The sequence below is a fragment of the Amycolatopsis silviterrae genome, from assembly GCF_042684085.1.
Lineage (GTDB): Bacteria > Actinomycetota > Actinomycetes > Mycobacteriales > Pseudonocardiaceae > Amycolatopsis > Amycolatopsis silviterrae.
Map to the genome: position 1 here is coordinate 17502 of NZ_JBHUKS010000037.1, position 17723 is coordinate 35224.

19 protein-coding genes are annotated in these 17723 nt (G+C 70.1%); 11 read left to right on the top strand and 8 right to left on the bottom strand.

The annotated features are described in order from the left end of the window. Positions 1-30 precede the first annotated feature (30 nt). Genes ACFSVL_RS42995 through ACFSVL_RS43020 form a run of 6 tightly spaced genes read left to right on the top strand, consistent with a single transcriptional unit; the run spans position 31 to position 4063 of the window. Positions 31-279, top strand: coding sequence for an acetyl-CoA carboxylase (locus ACFSVL_RS42995; RefSeq protein WP_378313356.1), 249 nt, complete (start codon positions 31-33; stop codon positions 277-279). Then, complete coding sequence (locus tag ACFSVL_RS43000) at positions 276-1634, top strand: acetyl-CoA carboxylase biotin carboxylase subunit (RefSeq protein WP_378313358.1); 1359 nt, start codon at positions 276-278, stop codon at positions 1632-1634. Before ACFSVL_RS42995 ends, ACFSVL_RS43000 begins: the two co-directional genes overlap by 4 nt. Further along, a complete protein-coding gene (locus ACFSVL_RS43005) occupies positions 1631-2521 on the top strand; it encodes a 5-oxoprolinase subunit B family protein (protein WP_378313360.1) in 891 nt (296 codons plus the stop codon). Before ACFSVL_RS43000 ends, ACFSVL_RS43005 begins: the two co-directional genes overlap by 4 nt. Further along, positions 2511-3476, top strand: coding sequence for a 5-oxoprolinase subunit C family protein (locus ACFSVL_RS43010; protein WP_378313361.1), 966 nt, complete (start codon positions 2511-2513; stop codon positions 3474-3476). The genes ACFSVL_RS43005 and ACFSVL_RS43010 overlap by 11 nt, the downstream gene beginning before the upstream one ends. A 12-nt stretch (positions 3477-3488) precedes the next feature. Beyond that, positions 3489-3674, top strand: coding sequence for a tautomerase family protein (locus tag ACFSVL_RS43015; protein ID WP_378313363.1), 186 nt, complete (start codon positions 3489-3491; stop codon positions 3672-3674). Beyond that, positions 3674-4063, top strand: a complete 390-nt coding sequence (locus ACFSVL_RS43020; protein ID WP_378313365.1) for an SRPBCC family protein — start codon at positions 3674-3676, stop codon at positions 4061-4063. Before ACFSVL_RS43015 ends, ACFSVL_RS43020 begins: the two co-directional genes overlap by 1 nt. Before the next feature lie 48 nt (positions 4064-4111). Here the strand turns inward: ACFSVL_RS43020 and ACFSVL_RS43025 are convergent, their stop codons facing one another. After that, positions 4112-4924, bottom strand: a complete 813-nt coding sequence (locus ACFSVL_RS43025) for an MBL fold metallo-hydrolase (RefSeq protein WP_378313367.1) — start codon at positions 4922-4924, stop codon at positions 4112-4114. Between the two features lie 87 nt (positions 4925-5011). Between ACFSVL_RS43025 and ACFSVL_RS43030 the strand changes: the two genes are divergently transcribed. The 3 genes from ACFSVL_RS43030 to ACFSVL_RS43040 are packed head-to-tail and all read left to right on the top strand — an operon-like array spanning position 5012 to position 7063. Further along, positions 5012-5209, top strand: a complete 198-nt coding sequence (locus tag ACFSVL_RS43030) for a hypothetical protein (RefSeq protein ID WP_378313368.1) — start codon at positions 5012-5014, stop codon at positions 5207-5209. Beyond that, complete coding sequence (locus ACFSVL_RS43035) at positions 5196-6512, top strand: amidase (protein ID WP_378313370.1); 1317 nt, start codon at positions 5196-5198, stop codon at positions 6510-6512. The genes ACFSVL_RS43030 and ACFSVL_RS43035 overlap by 14 nt, the downstream gene beginning before the upstream one ends. Continuing rightward, on the top strand, positions 6509-7063 hold the full coding sequence (locus tag ACFSVL_RS43040) for a TetR/AcrR family transcriptional regulator (RefSeq protein WP_378313372.1): 555 nt from the start codon (positions 6509-6511) through the stop codon (positions 7061-7063). Before ACFSVL_RS43035 ends, ACFSVL_RS43040 begins: the two co-directional genes overlap by 4 nt. On the opposite strand, the gene ACFSVL_RS43045 is transcribed toward ACFSVL_RS43040, so the two are convergent. Genes ACFSVL_RS43045 through ACFSVL_RS43060 form a run of 4 tightly spaced genes read right to left on the bottom strand, consistent with a single transcriptional unit; the run spans position 7060 to position 12914 of the window. Further along, a complete protein-coding gene (locus ACFSVL_RS43045; RefSeq protein WP_378313374.1) occupies positions 7060-8250 on the bottom strand; it encodes a GNAT family N-acetyltransferase in 1191 nt (396 codons plus the stop codon). The two genes, ACFSVL_RS43040 and ACFSVL_RS43045, sit on opposite strands and share 4 nt — an antisense overlap. A 31-nt stretch (positions 8251-8281) precedes the next feature. Further along, positions 8282-9127, bottom strand: a complete 846-nt coding sequence (gene xdhC / locus ACFSVL_RS43050; protein WP_378313376.1) for a xanthine dehydrogenase accessory protein XdhC — start codon at positions 9125-9127, stop codon at positions 8282-8284. Next, entirely contained in the window at positions 9124-11493 is a 2370-nt protein-coding gene (xdhB, locus tag ACFSVL_RS43055) for a xanthine dehydrogenase molybdopterin binding subunit (RefSeq protein WP_378313377.1), read from the bottom strand. The genes xdhC and xdhB overlap by 4 nt, the downstream gene beginning before the upstream one ends. After that, on the bottom strand, positions 11490-12914 hold the full coding sequence (locus ACFSVL_RS43060) for a xanthine dehydrogenase small subunit (protein ID WP_378313379.1): 1425 nt from the start codon (positions 12912-12914) through the stop codon (positions 11490-11492). The genes xdhB and ACFSVL_RS43060 overlap by 4 nt, the downstream gene beginning before the upstream one ends. 423 nt (positions 12915-13337) lie before the next feature. Here ACFSVL_RS43060 and ACFSVL_RS43065 point away from each other — a divergent pair, with 423 nt between their 5' ends. Both ACFSVL_RS43065 and ACFSVL_RS43070 read left to right on the top strand, forming a co-directional pair. Continuing rightward, on the top strand, positions 13338-14027 hold the full coding sequence (locus ACFSVL_RS43065) for a hypothetical protein (protein ID WP_378313381.1): 690 nt from the start codon (positions 13338-13340) through the stop codon (positions 14025-14027). 45 nt (positions 14028-14072) lie between these two features. Continuing rightward, positions 14073-15455, top strand: coding sequence for an MFS transporter (locus ACFSVL_RS43070; protein ID WP_378313383.1), 1383 nt, complete (start codon positions 14073-14075; stop codon positions 15453-15455). Positions 15456-15513: 58 nt separating this feature from the next. On the opposite strand, the gene ACFSVL_RS43075 is transcribed toward ACFSVL_RS43070, so the two are convergent. Genes ACFSVL_RS43075 through ACFSVL_RS43085 form a run of 3 tightly spaced genes read right to left on the bottom strand, consistent with a single transcriptional unit; the run spans position 15514 to position 17644 of the window. Next, positions 15514-15936, bottom strand: a complete 423-nt coding sequence (locus tag ACFSVL_RS43075; protein ID WP_378313385.1) for a DUF2871 domain-containing protein — start codon at positions 15934-15936, stop codon at positions 15514-15516. Beyond that, positions 15933-16631 (bottom strand): ABC transporter ATP-binding protein, encoded by a 699-nt coding sequence (locus ACFSVL_RS43080; protein WP_378313387.1) that lies wholly within the window; start codon positions 16629-16631, stop codon positions 15933-15935. Before ACFSVL_RS43080 ends, ACFSVL_RS43075 begins: the two co-directional genes overlap by 4 nt. Then, entirely contained in the window at positions 16631-17644 is a 1014-nt protein-coding gene (locus ACFSVL_RS43085; protein WP_378313389.1) for an ABC transporter permease, read from the bottom strand. Before ACFSVL_RS43085 ends, ACFSVL_RS43080 begins: the two co-directional genes overlap by 1 nt. Positions 17645-17723 lie beyond the last annotated feature (79 nt).

The window sequence follows — 17723 nt, forward strand, 5'->3', positions numbered from 1 at the left end:
CTTGTCCCTACCGAGTGCGAGGTGACGCTGATGTCCCGTCTCGAAGTGGTTTCGCCCATTCCCGGGGTCTTCTACCGCAAGCCCGATCCGGACAGCCCGGATTTCGTGAAGCCCGGCCAGCAGGTCGGCGCGGAGGACACGGTCGGGCTGGTCGAGGTGATGAAGTCCTTCTACCCGGTGCCTGCGGGCGCGGCCGGGACCGTGGTGGAGTTCGCCGCCGACGCCGAGGCGGTCGTCGACGCGGGCCAGCCGCTGGTAGTGCTCGAGGTGGACGCATGAAACGGGTGCTGATCGCCAATCGCGGCGAGATCGCGGTCCGGATCATCCGCGCGGCCAACGATCTCGGGATCGAGACGGTCGCGGTCGTCAGCGAGGCCGACCGCAGCGCCGCGCACGCGCTGCTCGCCGACCAGGTCGTCCCGATCGGCCCGGCCCCGGCGACGAAGAGCTATCTGGTGGCGGACGCGATTCTCGCCGCGGCGAAGGAATCCGGGGCGGACGCGGTGCATCCGGGGTACGGCTTCCTGTCCGAGCGCGCATCGTTCGCGGCCGCGGTGGCGGACGCGGGGCTGACGTTCGTCGGCCCGGAGGCGTCGGTCATCGAGCAGATGGGCGACAAGGTCCGGGCACGGCAGGTCGCGCAGGCGGCCGGGGTGCCGACGGTGCCCGGGACGCCCGGCGGAGTGTCCGATGTGGCCGAAGCGGTCACCGCGGCGGGCGAGATCGGGTATCCGATCATGCTCAAGGCCGCGGCGGGCGGCGGCGGCCGCGGGATCCGGGTGGTCGCGGATGAAGCCGAGCTGAAGGTCGCGTTCCCGCAGGCTTCCGGCGAGGCGGCGAGCGCGTTCGGCGACGGGCGGATGTACCTGGAGCGGTTCGTGCGAGCCGCGCGGCACGTCGAGGTGCAGGTGCTCGGCGACGGTTCCGAAACGGTGCACGTCTTCGAGCGCGAGTGTTCGCTGCAGCGGCGGCGGCAGAAGGTGGTCGAGGAGGCGCCGTCGCCGGGCATCGACGAGCGGATCCGGGCCGAGATGACGGCCGCGGCGGTGCGGCTGTGCAAGGAGGTCGGCTACCGCAGCGCGGGCACCTGCGAGTTCCTGGTGGACGACGACTCCGGCGAGTTCTTCTTCATCGAGATGAACACCCGGATCCAGGTCGAGCACCCGGTCACCGAATTGATCACCGGCATCGACCTGGTGGCCGAGCAATTGCGGATCGCGGCCGGGGAACCGTTGCGGTTCCAGCAGTCGGACGTGACCAAACGCGGCCACGCCGTCGAATTCCGGGTGTGCGCCGAGGATCCGGAGCGGAATTTCCTTCCCGGGCCCGGAAAGATCGGCGACGTGCGGCTGCCGGGCGGGCCGTGGGTCCGTACCGACACGTGGCTCGCGCCGGGGAGCCAGGTCCCGCCGTTCTACGATTCCTTGGTGGCCAAGGTGATCGTGTGGGGCGACGACCGGCCGACCGCGTTGCGCCGGGCGAAGCGGGCACTGTCCGAATTGGTCGTCGAAGGCGTTCCCACCACCACGACGCTGCTCGTCGAACTCCTCGGGCAGCAATGGTTCGCCGACGGCGCGTTCACCACCGGGACGCTCGAAGAATGGCTGATCCGGCGAGCGGAGGCGGGCGCATGAGCGGCGCGACCCCCGCCCGGTACAGCTGGGGCGGAGACGAGCACATTTTCGTCGAGCTGGCCGAGGAAATGAGCCTGCAGGCCAATTTCCGCGCGATGGCGATCACCACGTCGCTGCGCGAGAACCGGCCCGAGGGCGTCGTGGAGATCTGCCCGGCGAACGCGTCCTATCAGGTCCGGTACAACCCGGACGTCATCGAACCGCGCGCTTTGATGGCGCAGTTGCGCGACATCGAGGAGAAGGTCGGCGACGCGGCGGATTTCAGCCTCGCCACTCGCGTGGTCGAGATTCCGGTGCTGTACCAGGATCCCTGGACCACCGAGACGCTGATGCGGTTCCGCGACCGGCATCAGGATCCGGACGCGACCGACATCGAATACGCCGCGCGGATCAACGGATACGCCGGGCCGGAGGAATTCATCGCGGCCCACAGCGGCGCGCCGTGGTTCGTCTCGATGGTGGGATTCGTCGCCGGGCTGCCGTTCATGTACCAGATGGTGCCCCGGGAACGGCAGATCGTCGTGCCGAAATACCTGCGGCCGCGCACGGACACTCCTAAGCAGACAGTGGGGTACGGCGGCTGCTTCAGCTGTATTTACTCGGTTCGCGGGGCAGGCGGGTACCAGATGTTCGGCATCACACCCGCGCCGATTTACGACCCTGGCCAGGAGCTTCCGGACTTCGGCGATTTCATGGTGTTCTTCCGGCCCGGCGACATCGTGCGGTTCAAGCCGATCGACCGGGACGCCTACGACGACCACGTCAAGGAGGTCGAGGCCGGGACGTTCCGGATCCGTTCGCGCCCGGTCGACTTCGGGCTGCGCGAGTACCTCGACGACCCGGACGGCTTCACCGCGGGACTGATGGAGGTGCTCCGTGCCGATTGAGGTCCGCCAGCCCGGACTGGCCACGACGATCCAGGACGCCGGCCGCAACGGCTATTACGACGTCGGCATCCCGCCCTCGGGCGCGCTCGACCAGTACTCGTACTCGGTCGCGAACCGCCTGGTGGGCAACGATCCCGGCGAAGCCGCGCTTGAGTGTGTCTATATGGGACCGGAGCTGCATTTCACCGAGGACACCGTCATCGCGATCACCGGCGCCGAGTTGCCGCCGAAGGTGAACGGCGAAGAACGGCCGTTGTGGGAAGCGTTCGCGGTTAATGCGGGCGACGTCCTCACCTTCGGGTTCTGCAAACGCGGCGCTCGCGCGTATATCGCGGTGAGCGGCGGCATCGATGTGCCGTTGGTGCTGGGCAGCCGATCCACTTACGGACTGGGCAAGCTCGGCGGGATCAGCGGTGCTCCGTTGGTCGCCGGAGACGTTATTCCCATCGGCACCGGCGCTGGTGTCCCCGGGTGTTCGCTGCCGGAATCCTTGCGCCCGGCGTTGTCGAAGGAAATCGAAGTCCGGGTCGTGATGGGGCTTTACGACCACGTGCTCACCGACGCGGGCCGCGCGACCTTCCTGGACACGGAATGGACGCTCACCCCGGTCGCCGATCGTGTCGGATTCCGGTACCAGGGCGGGCAATTGGAGACCAAACCGCGCACACCGCCGTTCGGGGCCGGACAGGACCCGTCGAACATCGTGGACGCGCCTTATCCGATCGGTTCGATCCAGGTTCCCGGTGGCGTCGAACCGATCATCCTGCACCGCGACGCGGTGTCCGGCGGCGGGTACATGATGGTCGGCACTGTCCTCAGTGGAGACTTGGACCTGGTGGCGCAGTCCGCGCCGAACACCAAGACCCGGTTCGTCGCGGTCGATCTGGACGAGGCCCTGTCCCTCCGCCGCGACTACCGCACCCGCACTCAGCTCGCCGCTGAGTCCCTTAGCTGACAAGGAGTTTTCATGCCGCACGTTCAGATCGACTGGTTCCCCGGCCGCACCGTCGAGCAGAAACGCGAGCTGGCCGAGGTACTGACCCGCGAGATCTGCCGGATCGGGAAGTGCGCCCCGGAATCGGTCGGCATCGTGTTCACCGACGTCGACACCGCGAACTGGGCCCGCGCGGGCAAGCTCTTCGCGGACAGCTGATGGCCAGCCTTCGTTCGCACGTCCTGATCGACGCTCCCGCCGACGCGGTCTGGCAGGTGGTCGGCGATGCCGCGGCCGTCGCCGGCTGGTTCCCGTCGATGAAGTCCTCCACCGGCGACACGCGGCAGCGCACCGTGGTCCTGGGCGACGGCTCGGCGCTGGAGGAAGCCGTCGTCACGCACGACCCGGCCCGGCGGCGGCTGCAGTACCGGGTGACCGGCGGCGATCTCCCGATCACCGAGCATCTGGGCACCGTGGACGTCCTGGAGATCGACCCAGGCCGGTCGATCGTCGTGTACAGCACGGAAATCTCGCCGGACTCGCTGGCGGACGCCTTCGACGCGGCGATCAGCGAGGCCGTCGCGGGCCTGCCCGGTCACCTCGCCTGACGTCCGTGAGGGGAACCCTGAGGGACTCTGATTCCCCCAGGGTTCCCTTCACGGACCTTCCACGAACCGGTAGCCGGAGCCGTGTGACACCAGGCGGCCGCCGGTGGGTGGGGCGAAGTGCGTGCCTAGTACGAGAGTCTCCGAGTCGGCCAGTTCGGCCAGGAGGCGGCGGCGGGTCTTTTCGGACTCCGCTGGGTCGATGTCCACCGAAGCGCCGATCTCCGGATGCGCGAACTGCACCGGATGATGCACCGCGTCCCCGGTGATGAGCGCGGTTTCGCCGGAGCTGGCCAGTTCGATCGAGACGTGCCCCGGGGTGTGGCCGGGCGTGGGCCGCAACCGGACGCCGGACACGATCTCCACCCCGTCGGCGGGCACGTCGACCAGGTCCAGGAGTCCCGCGCGTTCCACCGGCAGCACGGAATCCTCGAACATCTGCCGCCGCGGTTCGTCCATCGCGTACCCGGCCCAGAACTCCCGTTCGGCCCGGGCGGTGACATAGCGGGCGGAGGGGAACGTCGGCGCCCATTCGCCGTCCTGCTCGCGGGTGTTCCAGCCGACGTGGTCGGTGTGCAGGTGGGTGAGCAGCACCAGATCCACGTCGTCCGGCGCGAACCCGGCGGCGGTCAGCGCGTCCAGGTAGCCGGTTTCGAGGCCGTGCCACACCGGGTTGGCGCGGGTCTTCCCGTTGCCGACGCCGGTGTCCACGAGGATCTTCATCCCGTCCTTCTCGAACGCGAAACTGTGGCTGTGCAGGCGAATCCCGGCCGGCGCGGCGGGCAGCAGCCACGAGCCGGTGTCGGCGGGGAATTCGATCTCGTCGATTCGGTGCACGGTGAGGTCGCCGATGGTCCAGGTCACAGGTCCTCCTTAACGCAACATGTTTGCGTTAAGCGACACTACGGGCTACTGTCGCTTAACGCAAACACTTAGCGTTTAGGAGTCCTCGTGTCCGAACTCGCCCCCGACGAGGCCGCCCGCCTGGCCGCCCGCGCCGGACTGCCTCTCGAGGCGGCCCGGCATATCGGCGTGGCCGCCGTCGCCAACCACATCCACTCCGTGGTGACCGTCCTGCGCGACCTGGATTTCGGCGACACCCCACCGGCTTCCACCTACCGTCCGGAGGAGCGTCATGTCGCTCGCTGACCTCAGCCTCGCCGAAGCCTCCGCCGCGATCCGGGACCGGCGGGTGTCGCCGGTCGACCTGGTCGAGGACGTCCTGACCCGCATCGACGAGGTGGAACCCCGGCTGCACGCCTACGTCACGGTGGACCCGGAGCGGGCCCGCGCCGAGGCGGCGGGACTCGGGCCGATCCGCGGCCCGTTGCACGGCATCCCGATGGGCTTGAAGGACCTGATCGACGTCGCCGGAACCGCGACGTCCGCCAGCTCCCGGGTCCGCGCCGGCCATCGCGCGGAGAACGACAGCACCGTCGCCGCCCAGCTCAAGGCCGCTGGCGCGGTGCTCCTCGGCAAGACCCACACGCACGAATTCGCCTACGGGCTCACCACCCCGCAAACGCACAACGCCCGCGACCCGTCCCGCGTCGCCGGCGGATCCAGCGGCGGTTCCGCGGTGGCGGTCGCGGCGGGCGCGGCGACGTTCGCGCTCGGCACCGACACCGGCGGCTCGATCCGGGTGCCCGCCGCGCTGAACGGGGTCGTCGGCCTGAAACCGACCTACGGCCTCATCCCGCGCGACGGCGTGACCTCGCTGTCCTGGTCGCTGGACCACGTCGGCCCGATCACCCGCACCGTCGAGGACGCCGCGCTCGTGCTGTCCGTCCTTAGTGGACCGACCCCGTGGATTGGCCGGGACCTGACCGGATTGCGCGTCGGTGTGCCGGTCAACTACTACTTCGACCACATCGACCCGGCGGTGGAAGCCGCGGTGCGCGAAGCCATCGACCAGCTGGCCGCGCTCGGTGCCGAGGTGGTCGACGTCGAGATCCCGATGACCCGCTACCTCCAGGCGACGCATTGGGGCCTGATGGTCCCCGAGGCCACGGCGTACCACGAGCGAAGCCTGCGCACCGTGCCCGACCAGTACGCGGCGGACGTCCGCGTCCTTCTCGAAGCCGGCGAGCTGATGAGCGCGGGGGACTACCTGCGCGCCCAACGAGCCCGCACCCTCATGCGGCAGGAGTGGGCGCGGCTGTTCGAGCGGATCGACGTGCTCGCCGCGCCGACTGTCCCGATGACCGCCGTGCCAGCCGGACAGGAGACGGTCACCTGGCCGGACGGCACCGTCGAAGCGGTCTCGGACGCGTACGTCCGGCTGTCGGCCCCGGCGAATATCACCGGGGTACCAGCGCTAACGCTCCCGATCGGGGACGATCCGCAAGGGATGCCGATCGGCCTGCAGCTGCTCGCCCGGCCGCACGAAGAGGCGGTGCTGCTGCGGACCGGACACGCACTGGAACGGGCGCGGCTTACAGTGGCCCGGTGAGCCAGAAGCGGATGGTGCGGCCCGGCGGGCGCAGCGCGCGAGTCCAGGAATCGGTGCACGCCGCGGTCCGCGATCTGGTCGCCGAATCGGGCCGGGACGCGCTGACCGTGCCCCAGGTCGCGGCGCGCGCGGGCGTCACGCCGTCGACGATCTACCGGCGCTGGGGAGACCTGCAGGAACTCCTGTCGGACGTCGCGGTGGAACGGCTGCGCCCGGAAGCGCCGCCGGAGGACCACGGCTCGCTGGCGGCGGACCTGGCGGCGTGGACCGAGCTGTTCCTGGACGAGATGTCCTCGCCGGCCGGACGGGCCTACATCCGGGACGCGCTGCTCGGCGATCCGGACGGGAGCAACGCGGGCCAGTGCTCGGCGTACGCCGCTGACCAGGTGGAAGTGGTCCTGGCCAGGGCGGTTGCCCGGGGCGAGGCGGCACCGGAGCCGGAAGCGGTGATGGACCGGGTGGTGGCGCCGATCATGTACCGGATCCTGTTCCGCCCGGACGGCCTGGACGCCGAGTACGCCCGCCGGCTGGCGGCTGAGGTGCTGGCTTAGAACCACTGCACGCAGTGCGGGATGCGGTCCGACCGGAACAGCGCGTCCGCCCGGGAAGCCGCTTCCCCGTGGTGCGCCCGGACATGCCCGGCCCGCACCAGCACGCTCGGCAGCGTCCCGCCCAGGTACACCGACGCCAGATCGCTCACGTCCAGCGACAGGTCCGGCTCCAGGTCGGTCCGCACGCACTCGGCCTTCCCGTCCCGCACCGTCAGCTGGTACCGGCCGTGCTCCTCCAGGAACGGGTCCGTCACGTCGAGCACCAGCGAACCGTCGGCGAACCAGCCGCGGGCGGTCAGCGCGCGCGGGATGTCCAGCAGCCGCACCCAGAGCCAGTCCGTTTCGACCGGCTGGGCCGCGCGGAGGTCCGCCAGCTGCCAGCGCAGCGGGTTTCCCGGCGGGAGGTGCTGGAACCTGATCTGCTTGACCAGGTCGTGCTCCAGCAGGAACCGGGCGATCGCGGTGAACGCGGCGTCGTCGGTCGCGACGAGTTCGTCGACGGTCAGGGTGGCGTCGGTGACCAGGTAGCTCGCGTAGCCGTTCGCGACGCCGTCGGCGTCCCGGTGCACGGCGAGGTAGCGCGGCTCCGGGCTGGTCGGCGAGTGTCCGGCGCCCAGCGACCACCAGCGGTGCGGCCGGGAGAGCGCGCCGGGTTGCGTCCGGCGGTAGCGGTCGTAGATCTCTTCCAGCAGGTCGGCGCAGTCGGCGCGGCGCAGGAGCTCGACGGTGCCGGTTTCGTGGGCGGCCCAGCGCGGCGCGGCGAAGGCGGTGCGGTGCCGTTCGACGGTCAGCTGTTCCGTGTAGGTCGCCGGTCCGTAGCCGAATCGCCGGTAGATCACCGCTTCGCTGGCGAGCAGCGTGGACACGAACTCCCCACGGGCGCGGATGTCGGCGAGCTGTTCCTGCATCATCGCCCGGAGCACGCCTTGCCGCCGGTGCGTGGGCAGGACGCCGACGGCGGTGATGCCCGCGGCGGGGACGACTACGTCGCCCGGCAGCGTGAGGTCGAAGGAGTGCGCGCCGGCGGTGCCGATCGGCCGCCCGTCCGGAGTGAAGGCGACCAGGCTCCGTTCGCGCTCGTAAGCGCCGAGGATGCCGCTGCCCGCCGATTCGGGCCAGTACCGGCCGAAGGCGGCTTGGACGGTGCTGAAAAAGAGGTCGTACTCGTTGTCGTGCCGGATTTCCATGGCAGGGGTCCCCCAGTAGCTGACGGTGTGTTCACCGTATCCCAGCCGCGCTCCCGGGGGCAGGCAAGCGATTTACCCCGGATGCCTGGAACCTCTGCAGCAAGGCCGCCGCCACGCTCACCGCGATCACCGCCGGTTCCTTCCCGGTCAGGTCCGGCAGCCCGATCGGGGTGGTGATCCGGGCCAGGGCCGCCTCGTCGTGGCCGAGGCCGGTCAGCCGTTTCCGGAACCGCGACCACTTCCCGGCGGACCCGATCAGCCCGATCGACCCGCACGTGCCGCTGCGCAGCGCCGCGTCGCACAGCGCGATGTCCTCGGCGTGGTCGTGCGTCATGATCAGCACGTGCGTGCCCGCGGGCAGCTGCGACAGCACCGTTTCCGGCAGCAGCGGGACCTGGTGGACGTGCACGCTCGCCACGGCGTCGTCGAGCACGGCCAGCCGTTCCGCGGTCAGCTGCGCCGGACGGCTGTCGATCAGGTGCAGCGAGACCTCGTGCCGGGCGAGCACCCGCGCCAGCTCCAGCCCGACGTGCCCGACGCCGAAGACCGCCACCGCCGGACGCACCGGCAGCGGCTCGAACAACAGCGTCATCGTCCCGCCGCAGCATTGCACGCCGTGCTGGTAAGGAGCCTTGTCGGACAGCGAAAGCGTCTGAAGTTCGGGCGCGGTCGCGTTGTCCCGCAACAGTTCCCGGGCCCGCTCGATCGCGACCGCCTCCGCATTGCCGCCGCCGATCGTGCCGTGGGTTTCCGAAGCGCCGACCACCATTTTCGCGCCGCCCTCGCGCGGGGTGTGCCCGCGCGAGGACGTCACCGTGACGAGCACGCCCGGCAGCCCCGCGTCCCGGAGGTGCTGCACCGCGCTGAGCCAGTTCATGGCTGGCCCACCAGATCCGGTACCGCCGCCTCGACTGCCGGGGCAGCGGTGACGACGCGCTCGATCGCCCAGAACACGGCCTCCGGCGTGGCCGGGGAAGCGAGGTCGACGCTGTGCCCGGGCTCGCCGAACGCCGCGACCGCTTGCCGCAACGCCTCTCGCACCGCGAAGGCCAGCATCAACGGCGGCTCGCCGACTGCCTTCGACCCGTAGACCGCGCCTTCCTCGGCGGCATCGGTCAGCAGCGTGACGTTGAAGACCTCGGGCATCTCCGACAGGCTCGGCAGCTTGTACGTGCTCGCCGCCTGAGTCGCGAGCCGCCCGCGCGAGGGCCGGTCGGACTCGTCCCAGCGCAGGTCTTCCAGCGTCAGCCAGCCCATGCCCTGTACGAACCCGCCCTCGATCTGGCCGATGTCGATCAGCGGGGACAGGCTGTCGCCGACGTCGTGCACGATGTCGACCCGCCGCGTCCGGTACGCGCCGGTGAAGTCGTCCACCTCGACCTCGGCCAGCGCCGCGCCGTAGGCGAAATACTTGAACGGGGTGCCGCTCATCGTCGCGGAATCCCAGCTCAGGCCTTCGGTCCGGTAGTACCCGGCGGCCGACAGGTGCACCCGCTCGAAGTACGCCGCGTGCACGAGTTCGTCCCAGCCGATCTCCTCTCCGGACGGGGTGCGCGCGGCCCCGCGGACGATCCGGACGTCGCTTTCCGGCACGCCGAGCTTGCCCGCCGCGACGGCGAGCAGCCGGTCGCGGATCTGCTCGCACGCGTTCTTGACCGCGCCGCCGTTGAGGTCCGCGCCCGAACTCGCCGCGGTGGCCGACGTGTTGGGCACCTTGTCCGTCCGGGTCGGGGCCAGCCGCACCTTCTCCGGCGGCACGCCGAGCGCGGTCGCGGCCACCTGCAGCATCTTCGTGTGCAGGCCCTGGCCCATCTCGGTGCCGCCGTGGTTGATCAGCACCGAGCCGTCCTTGTACACGTGCACCAGCGCGCCGGCCTGGTTGAACGCGGTGAGGTTGAAGGAAATCCCGAACTTCACCGGTGTGATCGCGAGGCCGCGCTTGGAGTGCGCGTGCTTCGCGTTGTACGCCGCGATCTCGGCCTGCCTGCGCTCGGCGTCGCCCGAGTCCAGCAGCTGCTGCCAGATCCGGTGGATGCGTTCTGGGTGCCGCACCGGCATCCCGTACGGCGTTTCCTGGCCTTCGGAGTAGAAGTTGCGCCGCCGCAGCTCGGCCGGATCGACGCCGAGCAGCGGCGCGCAGCGGCCGAGAATGTCTTCGATCACCAGCATGCCCTGCGGCCCGCCGAAGCCGCGGAACGCGGTCTGCGACGTCTTGTTCGTCTTCGCGATCCGCCCCAGCGCCCGGACATGCGGGATCCAGTACGCGTTGTCGACGTGACACAGCGCGCGGGCGAGCACCGGTTCGGACAGGTCGAGGCTCCAGCCGCCGTCCGCGGTCAGCACGACGTCCAGCGCCTGCAGCTTGCCGTCGGCGTCGAAGCCGACGCTCCATTCGGCGTGGAAACCGTGCCGTTTGCCGGTCATCGTCATGTCCTGGGTGCGGGTGAGCCGCAGCCGCACCGGACGTCCGGTGAGCGTCGCGCCCAGCGCGGCGACCGCGGCGTACCCGTGCGGCTGCCATTCCTTGCCGCCGAAGCCGCCGCCCATCCGCAGGCTCTGCACGGTGACCTCGTGGCTGTGCTTGCCCAGCACGTGCGCCACGATGTCTTGCGTTTCCGACGGATGCTGCGTGCTGCTCTGCACGAAAACCTGGTCGGATTCGTCCACGTGTGCCAGCGCGCACTGCGTTTCCAGGTAGAAGTGCTCCTGGCCGGCGAAGTCGAACTCGCCGCGGAACACGTGGGCCGAGCTGGCCATCGCCGGATCGACGTCGCCGCGCGCCACCACTCGCGGCTCGCCCTGGAAGCTGCCCGCGGCGATCGCCTCGCCGACCGTCACCAGCGACGGCAGCGCTTCGGTGTCCACCTCGACGGCCGCCGCGCCCAGCCGCGCCGCCTCCAGCGTCTCGCCGAGCACCCAGCACACCGCGTGGCCGAAGAACATGACCTCCGACGGGAACAGCGGTTCGTCGTGGTGCACGCCGGAATCGTTGACCCCGGGGACATCCGCCGCGGTGAGGACGCGGACCACGCCCGGTACGGCCTCAGCGGCTTCGGTGCGGATCGCGAGCACCTTCGCGTGTGCCTCGGGTACCTGCACGGGGTATGCGTGCAGGACGTCCTTGGTGCGGGCGACGAGGTCGTCGGTGTACAGCGCGGTGCCCCGGACGTGCGCGGCGGCGGCCTCGTGCGGCCGGGCGATCCCGATGGACGGGCTTTCCGGGCGTTCCGAAAGTGCGCTCATGCTCGTGCTCCCTCAAGAGAGTCGGCGTGCAGTTTCAGCAGGCTGCGGCCCAGCGTCGCGGCGCGATAGGCGGCGCTCGCGCGGTGGTCGTCCATCGGCGTGCCCTCGCCGCGCAGGATTTCCGCTGCGGCGCGGACGGTTTCCTCGCTCCAGGGCTGTCCGATCAGCGCCGCTTCGGTGTTGTGCGCACGAATCGGTGTCGCGGCGACCCCGCCGAGCCCGATCCGCGCGGTGCGCACGAGACCGTCTTCGATGTCGAGCGCGAACGCGACGGCGACGCTGGAAATGTCGTCGAACCGCCGTTTGGCGACCTTGTGGAACGCGGTGGTTCCGGCCAGCGGCAAGGGAATCCGCACGGACCGGATCAGCTCGTCATCGCGCCGGACGCTTTGTCGATAGCCGGTGAAGTACTTGGCGAGCGGTACTTCGCGCTCACCGTCTACAGCGGACAGAACGACGCTCGCGCCAAGGGCGAGTAGCACCGGCGCGGAGTCGCCGATCGGCGAGCCGGTGCCGAGATTTCCGCCGAGCGTGGCGGTGTTCCGGATCAGCCGGGACGCGAACTGCGGGATCAGCTGGCTCAGCAGCGGCACCCGGCCGTCGAGGCGGCGGTCCATTTCGGTGAGGCTCAGCCCGGCTCCGATTTCGAGCACGTCCGCGCCGACGTCCAGCACCTGCAGTTCCGGCACGCGATCGATGGCGACGACACAGTCCGCGCGGACGCCGCGGATGTTCACTTCGACGCCCCAGTCCGTCGATCCGGCCACGAAGGTCGCGTTAGGACGGTCGCGGCGCAGCTGCAGTGCTTCGGTCCAGCTGGCCGGACGAAGGTAGTCGCGTCCCTCGTCGTGCAGTTGCGTCGCAACGGGTTCCGGTGCGCGGCAGCTTCGCCGCTGTGCCAGCGGATCCTCGGCCGGGGGAGCGCCGAGCGCGTGCGCGGCGTCGCGGATCGGCCGGTATCCGGTGCAGCGGCACAGGTTCCCGCTCAGTGCGTGGATGTCGAAGCCGTTCGGCGCGTGGTCGTCGCCGTCCGCGGCGCGGTCGCCGCGATAGTACTCGGCGGCCATGCTGCAGACGAAGCCGGGAGTGCAGTACCCGCACTGGGATCCGCCGCGCACGGCCATTTCGTGCTGCACCGGGTGCAAGTCCTCAGTGGACCCGAGGCCCTCGGCGGTCCACACCTCCTGCCCGTCCAGCGAACCGACCGGGGCGAGGCAGGCGTTGATCGCGACCAGGTCCGTCGAGGATTCGACGCCGGGCCGGGCGACCAGGATCGCGCACGCACCGCATTCGCCTTCGGCGCAGCCCTCCTTGCAGCTGGTCAGGCCTTGTCCGCGCAGCCAGTCCAGTGCCGTGGTGTGCACGGGAACGGCGCCGATCGCGGTGCGTTTCCCGTTGACGGTGACCTCGGGGTCGACCATCGGAGTTCCTCTCGTCTGTGCTCGGCTGGGTCCACGACCGCCGGCGCACCGCATCGGTGCGGGTCAGGGGACCGTGGGGAGAGGTCAGGCGAGGGCCTGACCGCAAGTGGGGACAGCGCGACCGAGCGGGGAGACCGCTCAGGGCCGCGTTGGCCAGCCGTGCGCGACGCGCCCCTTGTTCCAAGCGGACTGGCGCGTGCGCTGACGGAGGTCGGCGAGCTGGCCGGAAGTCAGCAGCATCGCGCACCTCCTCGAGAGCGAACGGAACGGGCGGTGCGGGCGCACCGCCGTTGACGAAGCGTAACCCCGGCCGCGGGCCGAGACAAGGGCCGCCGCCGCCCGGAAAGAGACCCAGCACACACTTCCATATACCCCTAGGGGGTATAAAGTTCAGCGCGTCGCCACCGAACGAAGGAGAGACCGATGAACGGCACCGCACTTTCGACCGGCGAGGTCCAGCTCGGCACAGTGCACGCCCCGGCCCGGGCGGGGGAGGACGGCGAACTGTCGTTCACCGTCGCCGCAGCCGACGGGCACCCGGTAACGAAATACGAGGAGGCGCACGGGAAACAGTTGCACCTGATCGTGGTCCGCAACGACGGCGCGCACTTCCGGCACCGTCATCCGGTGCTCGACCCGGAGACCGGCGTCTGGACGATCCCGTGGACCTGGGACGCGGCGGGCACCTACCGGGTCTTCACCGACCTGACCCCGGCGGGCGGCGAGAGCGTGACGCTGTCGCGGACGGTCGAGGTCGCCGGCGACTACCAGCCGCAGGCCGCGGAACCTGTCGCGAAGGACGTGGTGGACGGCTACGAGGTGACCCTCGACGGCACGCTCGCCGCGGGCGCCGGAACGATGCTGACCGCCCGCGTGACCCGCGACGGACAACCGGTCACCGACCTGGAGCCGTATCTGGGTTCGTTCGGCCACCTGGTCGCGCTGCGCCAGGGCGACCTCGCCTACCTGCACATCCACGCGCTCGACGACGGAAAGCCAGGGGAAATCCGGTTCCACGCCGAGGCCCCGACGACCGGCCGTTACCTGCTGTACCTGGACTTCCAAGCCGAAGGCGTCGTGCGTACCGCCGCCTTCGTCCTCGACGCGGCCTGAGCAGCTCCATGGCGTGCTGTCGTTCACCTTGAAGGGAAAGAGAAAATGACTACCGCACAAGAAACCCGGCCGAACACGCTCCGCTGGTGGGCGCTCGGGCTGCTCGCACTGGCCCAGTTCATGGTCATCATGGACACCTCGATCATCGGCGTCGCACTGCCGCGCATGCGCGACGCGCTCGGATTCACGCCCAGCACGCTGTCCTGGGTCTTCAACGCCTACGTGATCGCCTTCGGGGGCCTGCTGCTGCTCGGCGGTCGGCTATCGGATTTGTTCGGCGCCAGAAAGCTTTTCGCCGCCGGCTGGGCGATCCTCCTGGCCGGTTCGGTGCTCGCCGGCGCCGCCGGGAACGTGCCGGTCGAACTCGCCGGACGGATCGTGCAGGGAGCGGGTGCCGCGCTCATCGCGCCCTCTGCGCTGACGCTGCTGATGATGCTCTTCGGCGGCAACCCGAAGGAACTGACCAAAGCCCTTGCCCTGTACGGCGCGGCGGCTCCGGCCGGCGGCACCGCGGGGGTGTTCCTGGGCGGAGTGATCACGGAGTACCTGTCGTGGCCGTGGGTGTTCTACCTCAACGTGCCCATCGCGGTGCTCGCGCTCGTCGCCACCCGCGCCCTGCTGCCCGGGGGAGCGACCGGAACCCGTGGCACCGTTGACGTTTTCGGTGCGCTGACCGTCACGCTCGGCTTGGGAACGCTGGTGTACGGGATCGTCCGCGCCCCGGAAGCGGGCTGGACGGCCACCTTGCTCGCGGTCGGCGCAGGTCTCGTGCTGCTCGGGGTTTTCGTTGTCCGGCAAGCGAAAGCGCGCACCCCGCTGATGCGGCTGTCGATTTTCCGGGCACCGCGGCTCGGCGCGGCGAACCTGGCGCAGGTGTTCCTCGGCGCCGCCTGGATCCCGATGTGGTTCTTCCTGAACCTGTACCTGCAGCAGGTGCTCGGCTTCCGCGCCTTCCCGGCGGGTGCCGCGCTGCTGCCGATGACCGCGCTGATCATGCTCGGGATGATCGCGCTGGCCCCGCGAGTGATCGGCCGGTTCGGGCCGAAGCCGCCGATCGTCGCCGGGTTGTTGTTGCTGGCGGCCGGGCTGGGCTGGCTCGCGCTGGTGCGCGCGGACGGCAGCTTCTGGGTGGACGTCCTGCCCGCGTCTCTCATCGCGGCGCTGGGGATGTCGCTGGCGTTCATCCCGTCGCTCAGCACGGCGATTTCGGCGGCCCGGCCGGAGGAAGGCGGGCTCGCGTCGGGGATCGTGAACACCGGCTACCAGGTGGGTTCGGCGCTGGGACTGGCCGTGATGACCGCGCTGGCCGCCTCCGCGAGCACCGACCCGGTTTCGCTGACGAACAGCTACTCGCTCGCGTTTGTCGGCTCCGCGGTGATCGCCCTCGCCGGTGCCGGCCTGGCCGCCGTCACCTTCCGCCGCCGGTAAAGTCCGTGAGGGGAACCCTGAGGGAATCTGATTCCCTCAGGGTTCCCTTCACGGCACGTCAGGCTTTCGTGGCGGTGGGCTTCCCGATGCGCCCGTGCAGGCCGACGAACAACAGTACGAACGCGACAGTCAGCAGGATGTGCCCCAGCCCGGCGATTCCGGCGATCGCCGCGCCGGATTCCTTGCCCAGCACGGTGAGCGTGCCGTGCACGACCATTCCGCCGACCGTGATCAGCATCCCGGCGTGGTAGATCCAGAAGAACGGCGCGAACGACCTCGTCGCGGACAGCGTGAACACCTTCTCCAGCACCAGCACGATCAGGAACACCAGCGTCCCGAGCGCGAGCAGGTGAGTGTGCAGAATGGACAGCTGGGTCTCGCCGGTGAAATCGCGGGCCTTGGTGAGTTCGCGGTAGTACAGCCCGGCGAGCAGGCCGAGGATCGTGTAGATCGCGGCGGCCCAGTAGATCTTCTTCGTCATCGGTTCTCCTCGGCGCCGGCCGGGGCCGGCTGGTGGATCCGTCCGTCGACGACCTCGTGCACCGAGTCGACCCCTTCGAGGTGGGAGCGGTCGTGGGTGACCAGTACGGTTGCCGTCGCCTGTTGATGCGTGATCGTAGTGAGCAGATCGATCACCGCCGCGCCGCGGTCCTGGTCGAGCGCGCTCGTCGGCTCGTCGACCAGCAGCACGGCGGGCTCGTTCATCAAGGCGCGCGCGATGTTCACCCGCTGCTGCTGTCCGCCCGACAACCGGCCCGGCCGATGTGCCGCCCGGTCGGCGAGCCCAACGGCGTCGAGCAGGTCCCGCGCGCGTTTCGCCGCCTCGCGGCGCGGAGTTCCGCTCAGGTGCGCCATGACTTCCAGTTGTTCCATCGCGGTCAGCGACGCGAGCAGATTCGGTTGCTGGAACACGATCCCGATCGTCGTGCGGCGCAGGTCCGCCAGCGCCGCCCGGTCCAGGCCGGTGGTGTCGACGCCGCCGACGGTCACGCGTCCGTGGTCGGGCCGGATGAGCGTCGCCGCGACGGCCAGCAGGCTCGACTTGCCGGAGCCGGACGGCCCGACCACCGCGGCGACGCTGCCGGCGGGCACGTGGAGGTCGACCCGGTCGAGCGCGGTGAGGCGGGAATCGCCGTCGGGGTAGGTGAGGGTGATGCCGGACAGGTGCAGGCTCATCAGTGCGCTCCGGAGGTGAGGGCGGTCAGCGGGTCGACGGAGGTGATGCGGCGGACCGCCAGCGCGGCGCCGAGCACGCCGAGGACCACCAGCACCGCGGCCGGCCCGAGCAGCGTGCCCGCGCTGAGCACGAACGGCACCGTCCCCGACGCGACCGCTCCGAGCGCGGCGGCGAGCCCGGTCCCGAGCGCGGTCCCGCCGACCAGCAGCACAACAACCTGGCCGAGTGCGTCCCGGAGCAGGTACTTCGTGGTCGCGCCGAGCGCTTTCAGCACCGCGATGTCGCGGCTGCGCTGGATCGTCCACACGGTGAAGAACGCGCCGATCACCAGCGCGGAGATCACGAACAGGAACGCGCGCATGAGCTGGAGCGAACCGTTTTCCGCCGAGTAGGAACCGATCGCGGGCAACGCGTCGTCTTTCGTGACGGTGCGGGTGCCGAGGCGGGCGTCGGTCGCGGCAAGGTCGGCGTTGTTGGTGGTCACCGCGAGCACTGTCGCGTTTGGACCGGTCATCTCGGTCCACACCACCGGGAGATGGCTGTACGACGCGTCTCCAGAGATAGCGGCCACGGTGACTTTGCGGCCTTGCACGGTGAGCTGGTCGCCTTCGCGGGCCTTCAGGGCGTCAGCCGCGCCTGTGGACAACACGGCCGTGCCTGGGCGTTGGTTCCGGACTCCGAACGCCGCCAGCGTCGCGGTGCGCTCGCCGACTGCGGCACTGGCGGTGCTGATCGCGATCGGTTCCACCTTGGTCACTCCAGGAACCCGGGCGTACTCCTCGGCTTGCTCGCGGGTCACTGTGGACTGTCCAAACGAGAGGGATCCGCTGCCCGGTTCGGCGAAGACCAGGTGGTCGGCCTTCAAACCGGTGATCGCGGACGTGCTCTGCGCGGCCAGCCCCGCGGTGAGCCCGGACAGCAGCCCGACCAGCAACGTCATCAGCACGACGACGGCCCCCATCAACGCGAACCGCCCCTTGGCGAAGCGCAGATCCCGCCACGCGACGAACATGTGCGTCCCTTCCTTTTCGAGGTCGCTTCCCAGCCTCGTCCGGCCGGGGCACGGGGACATCGCGCCGCGGATGGCCTCC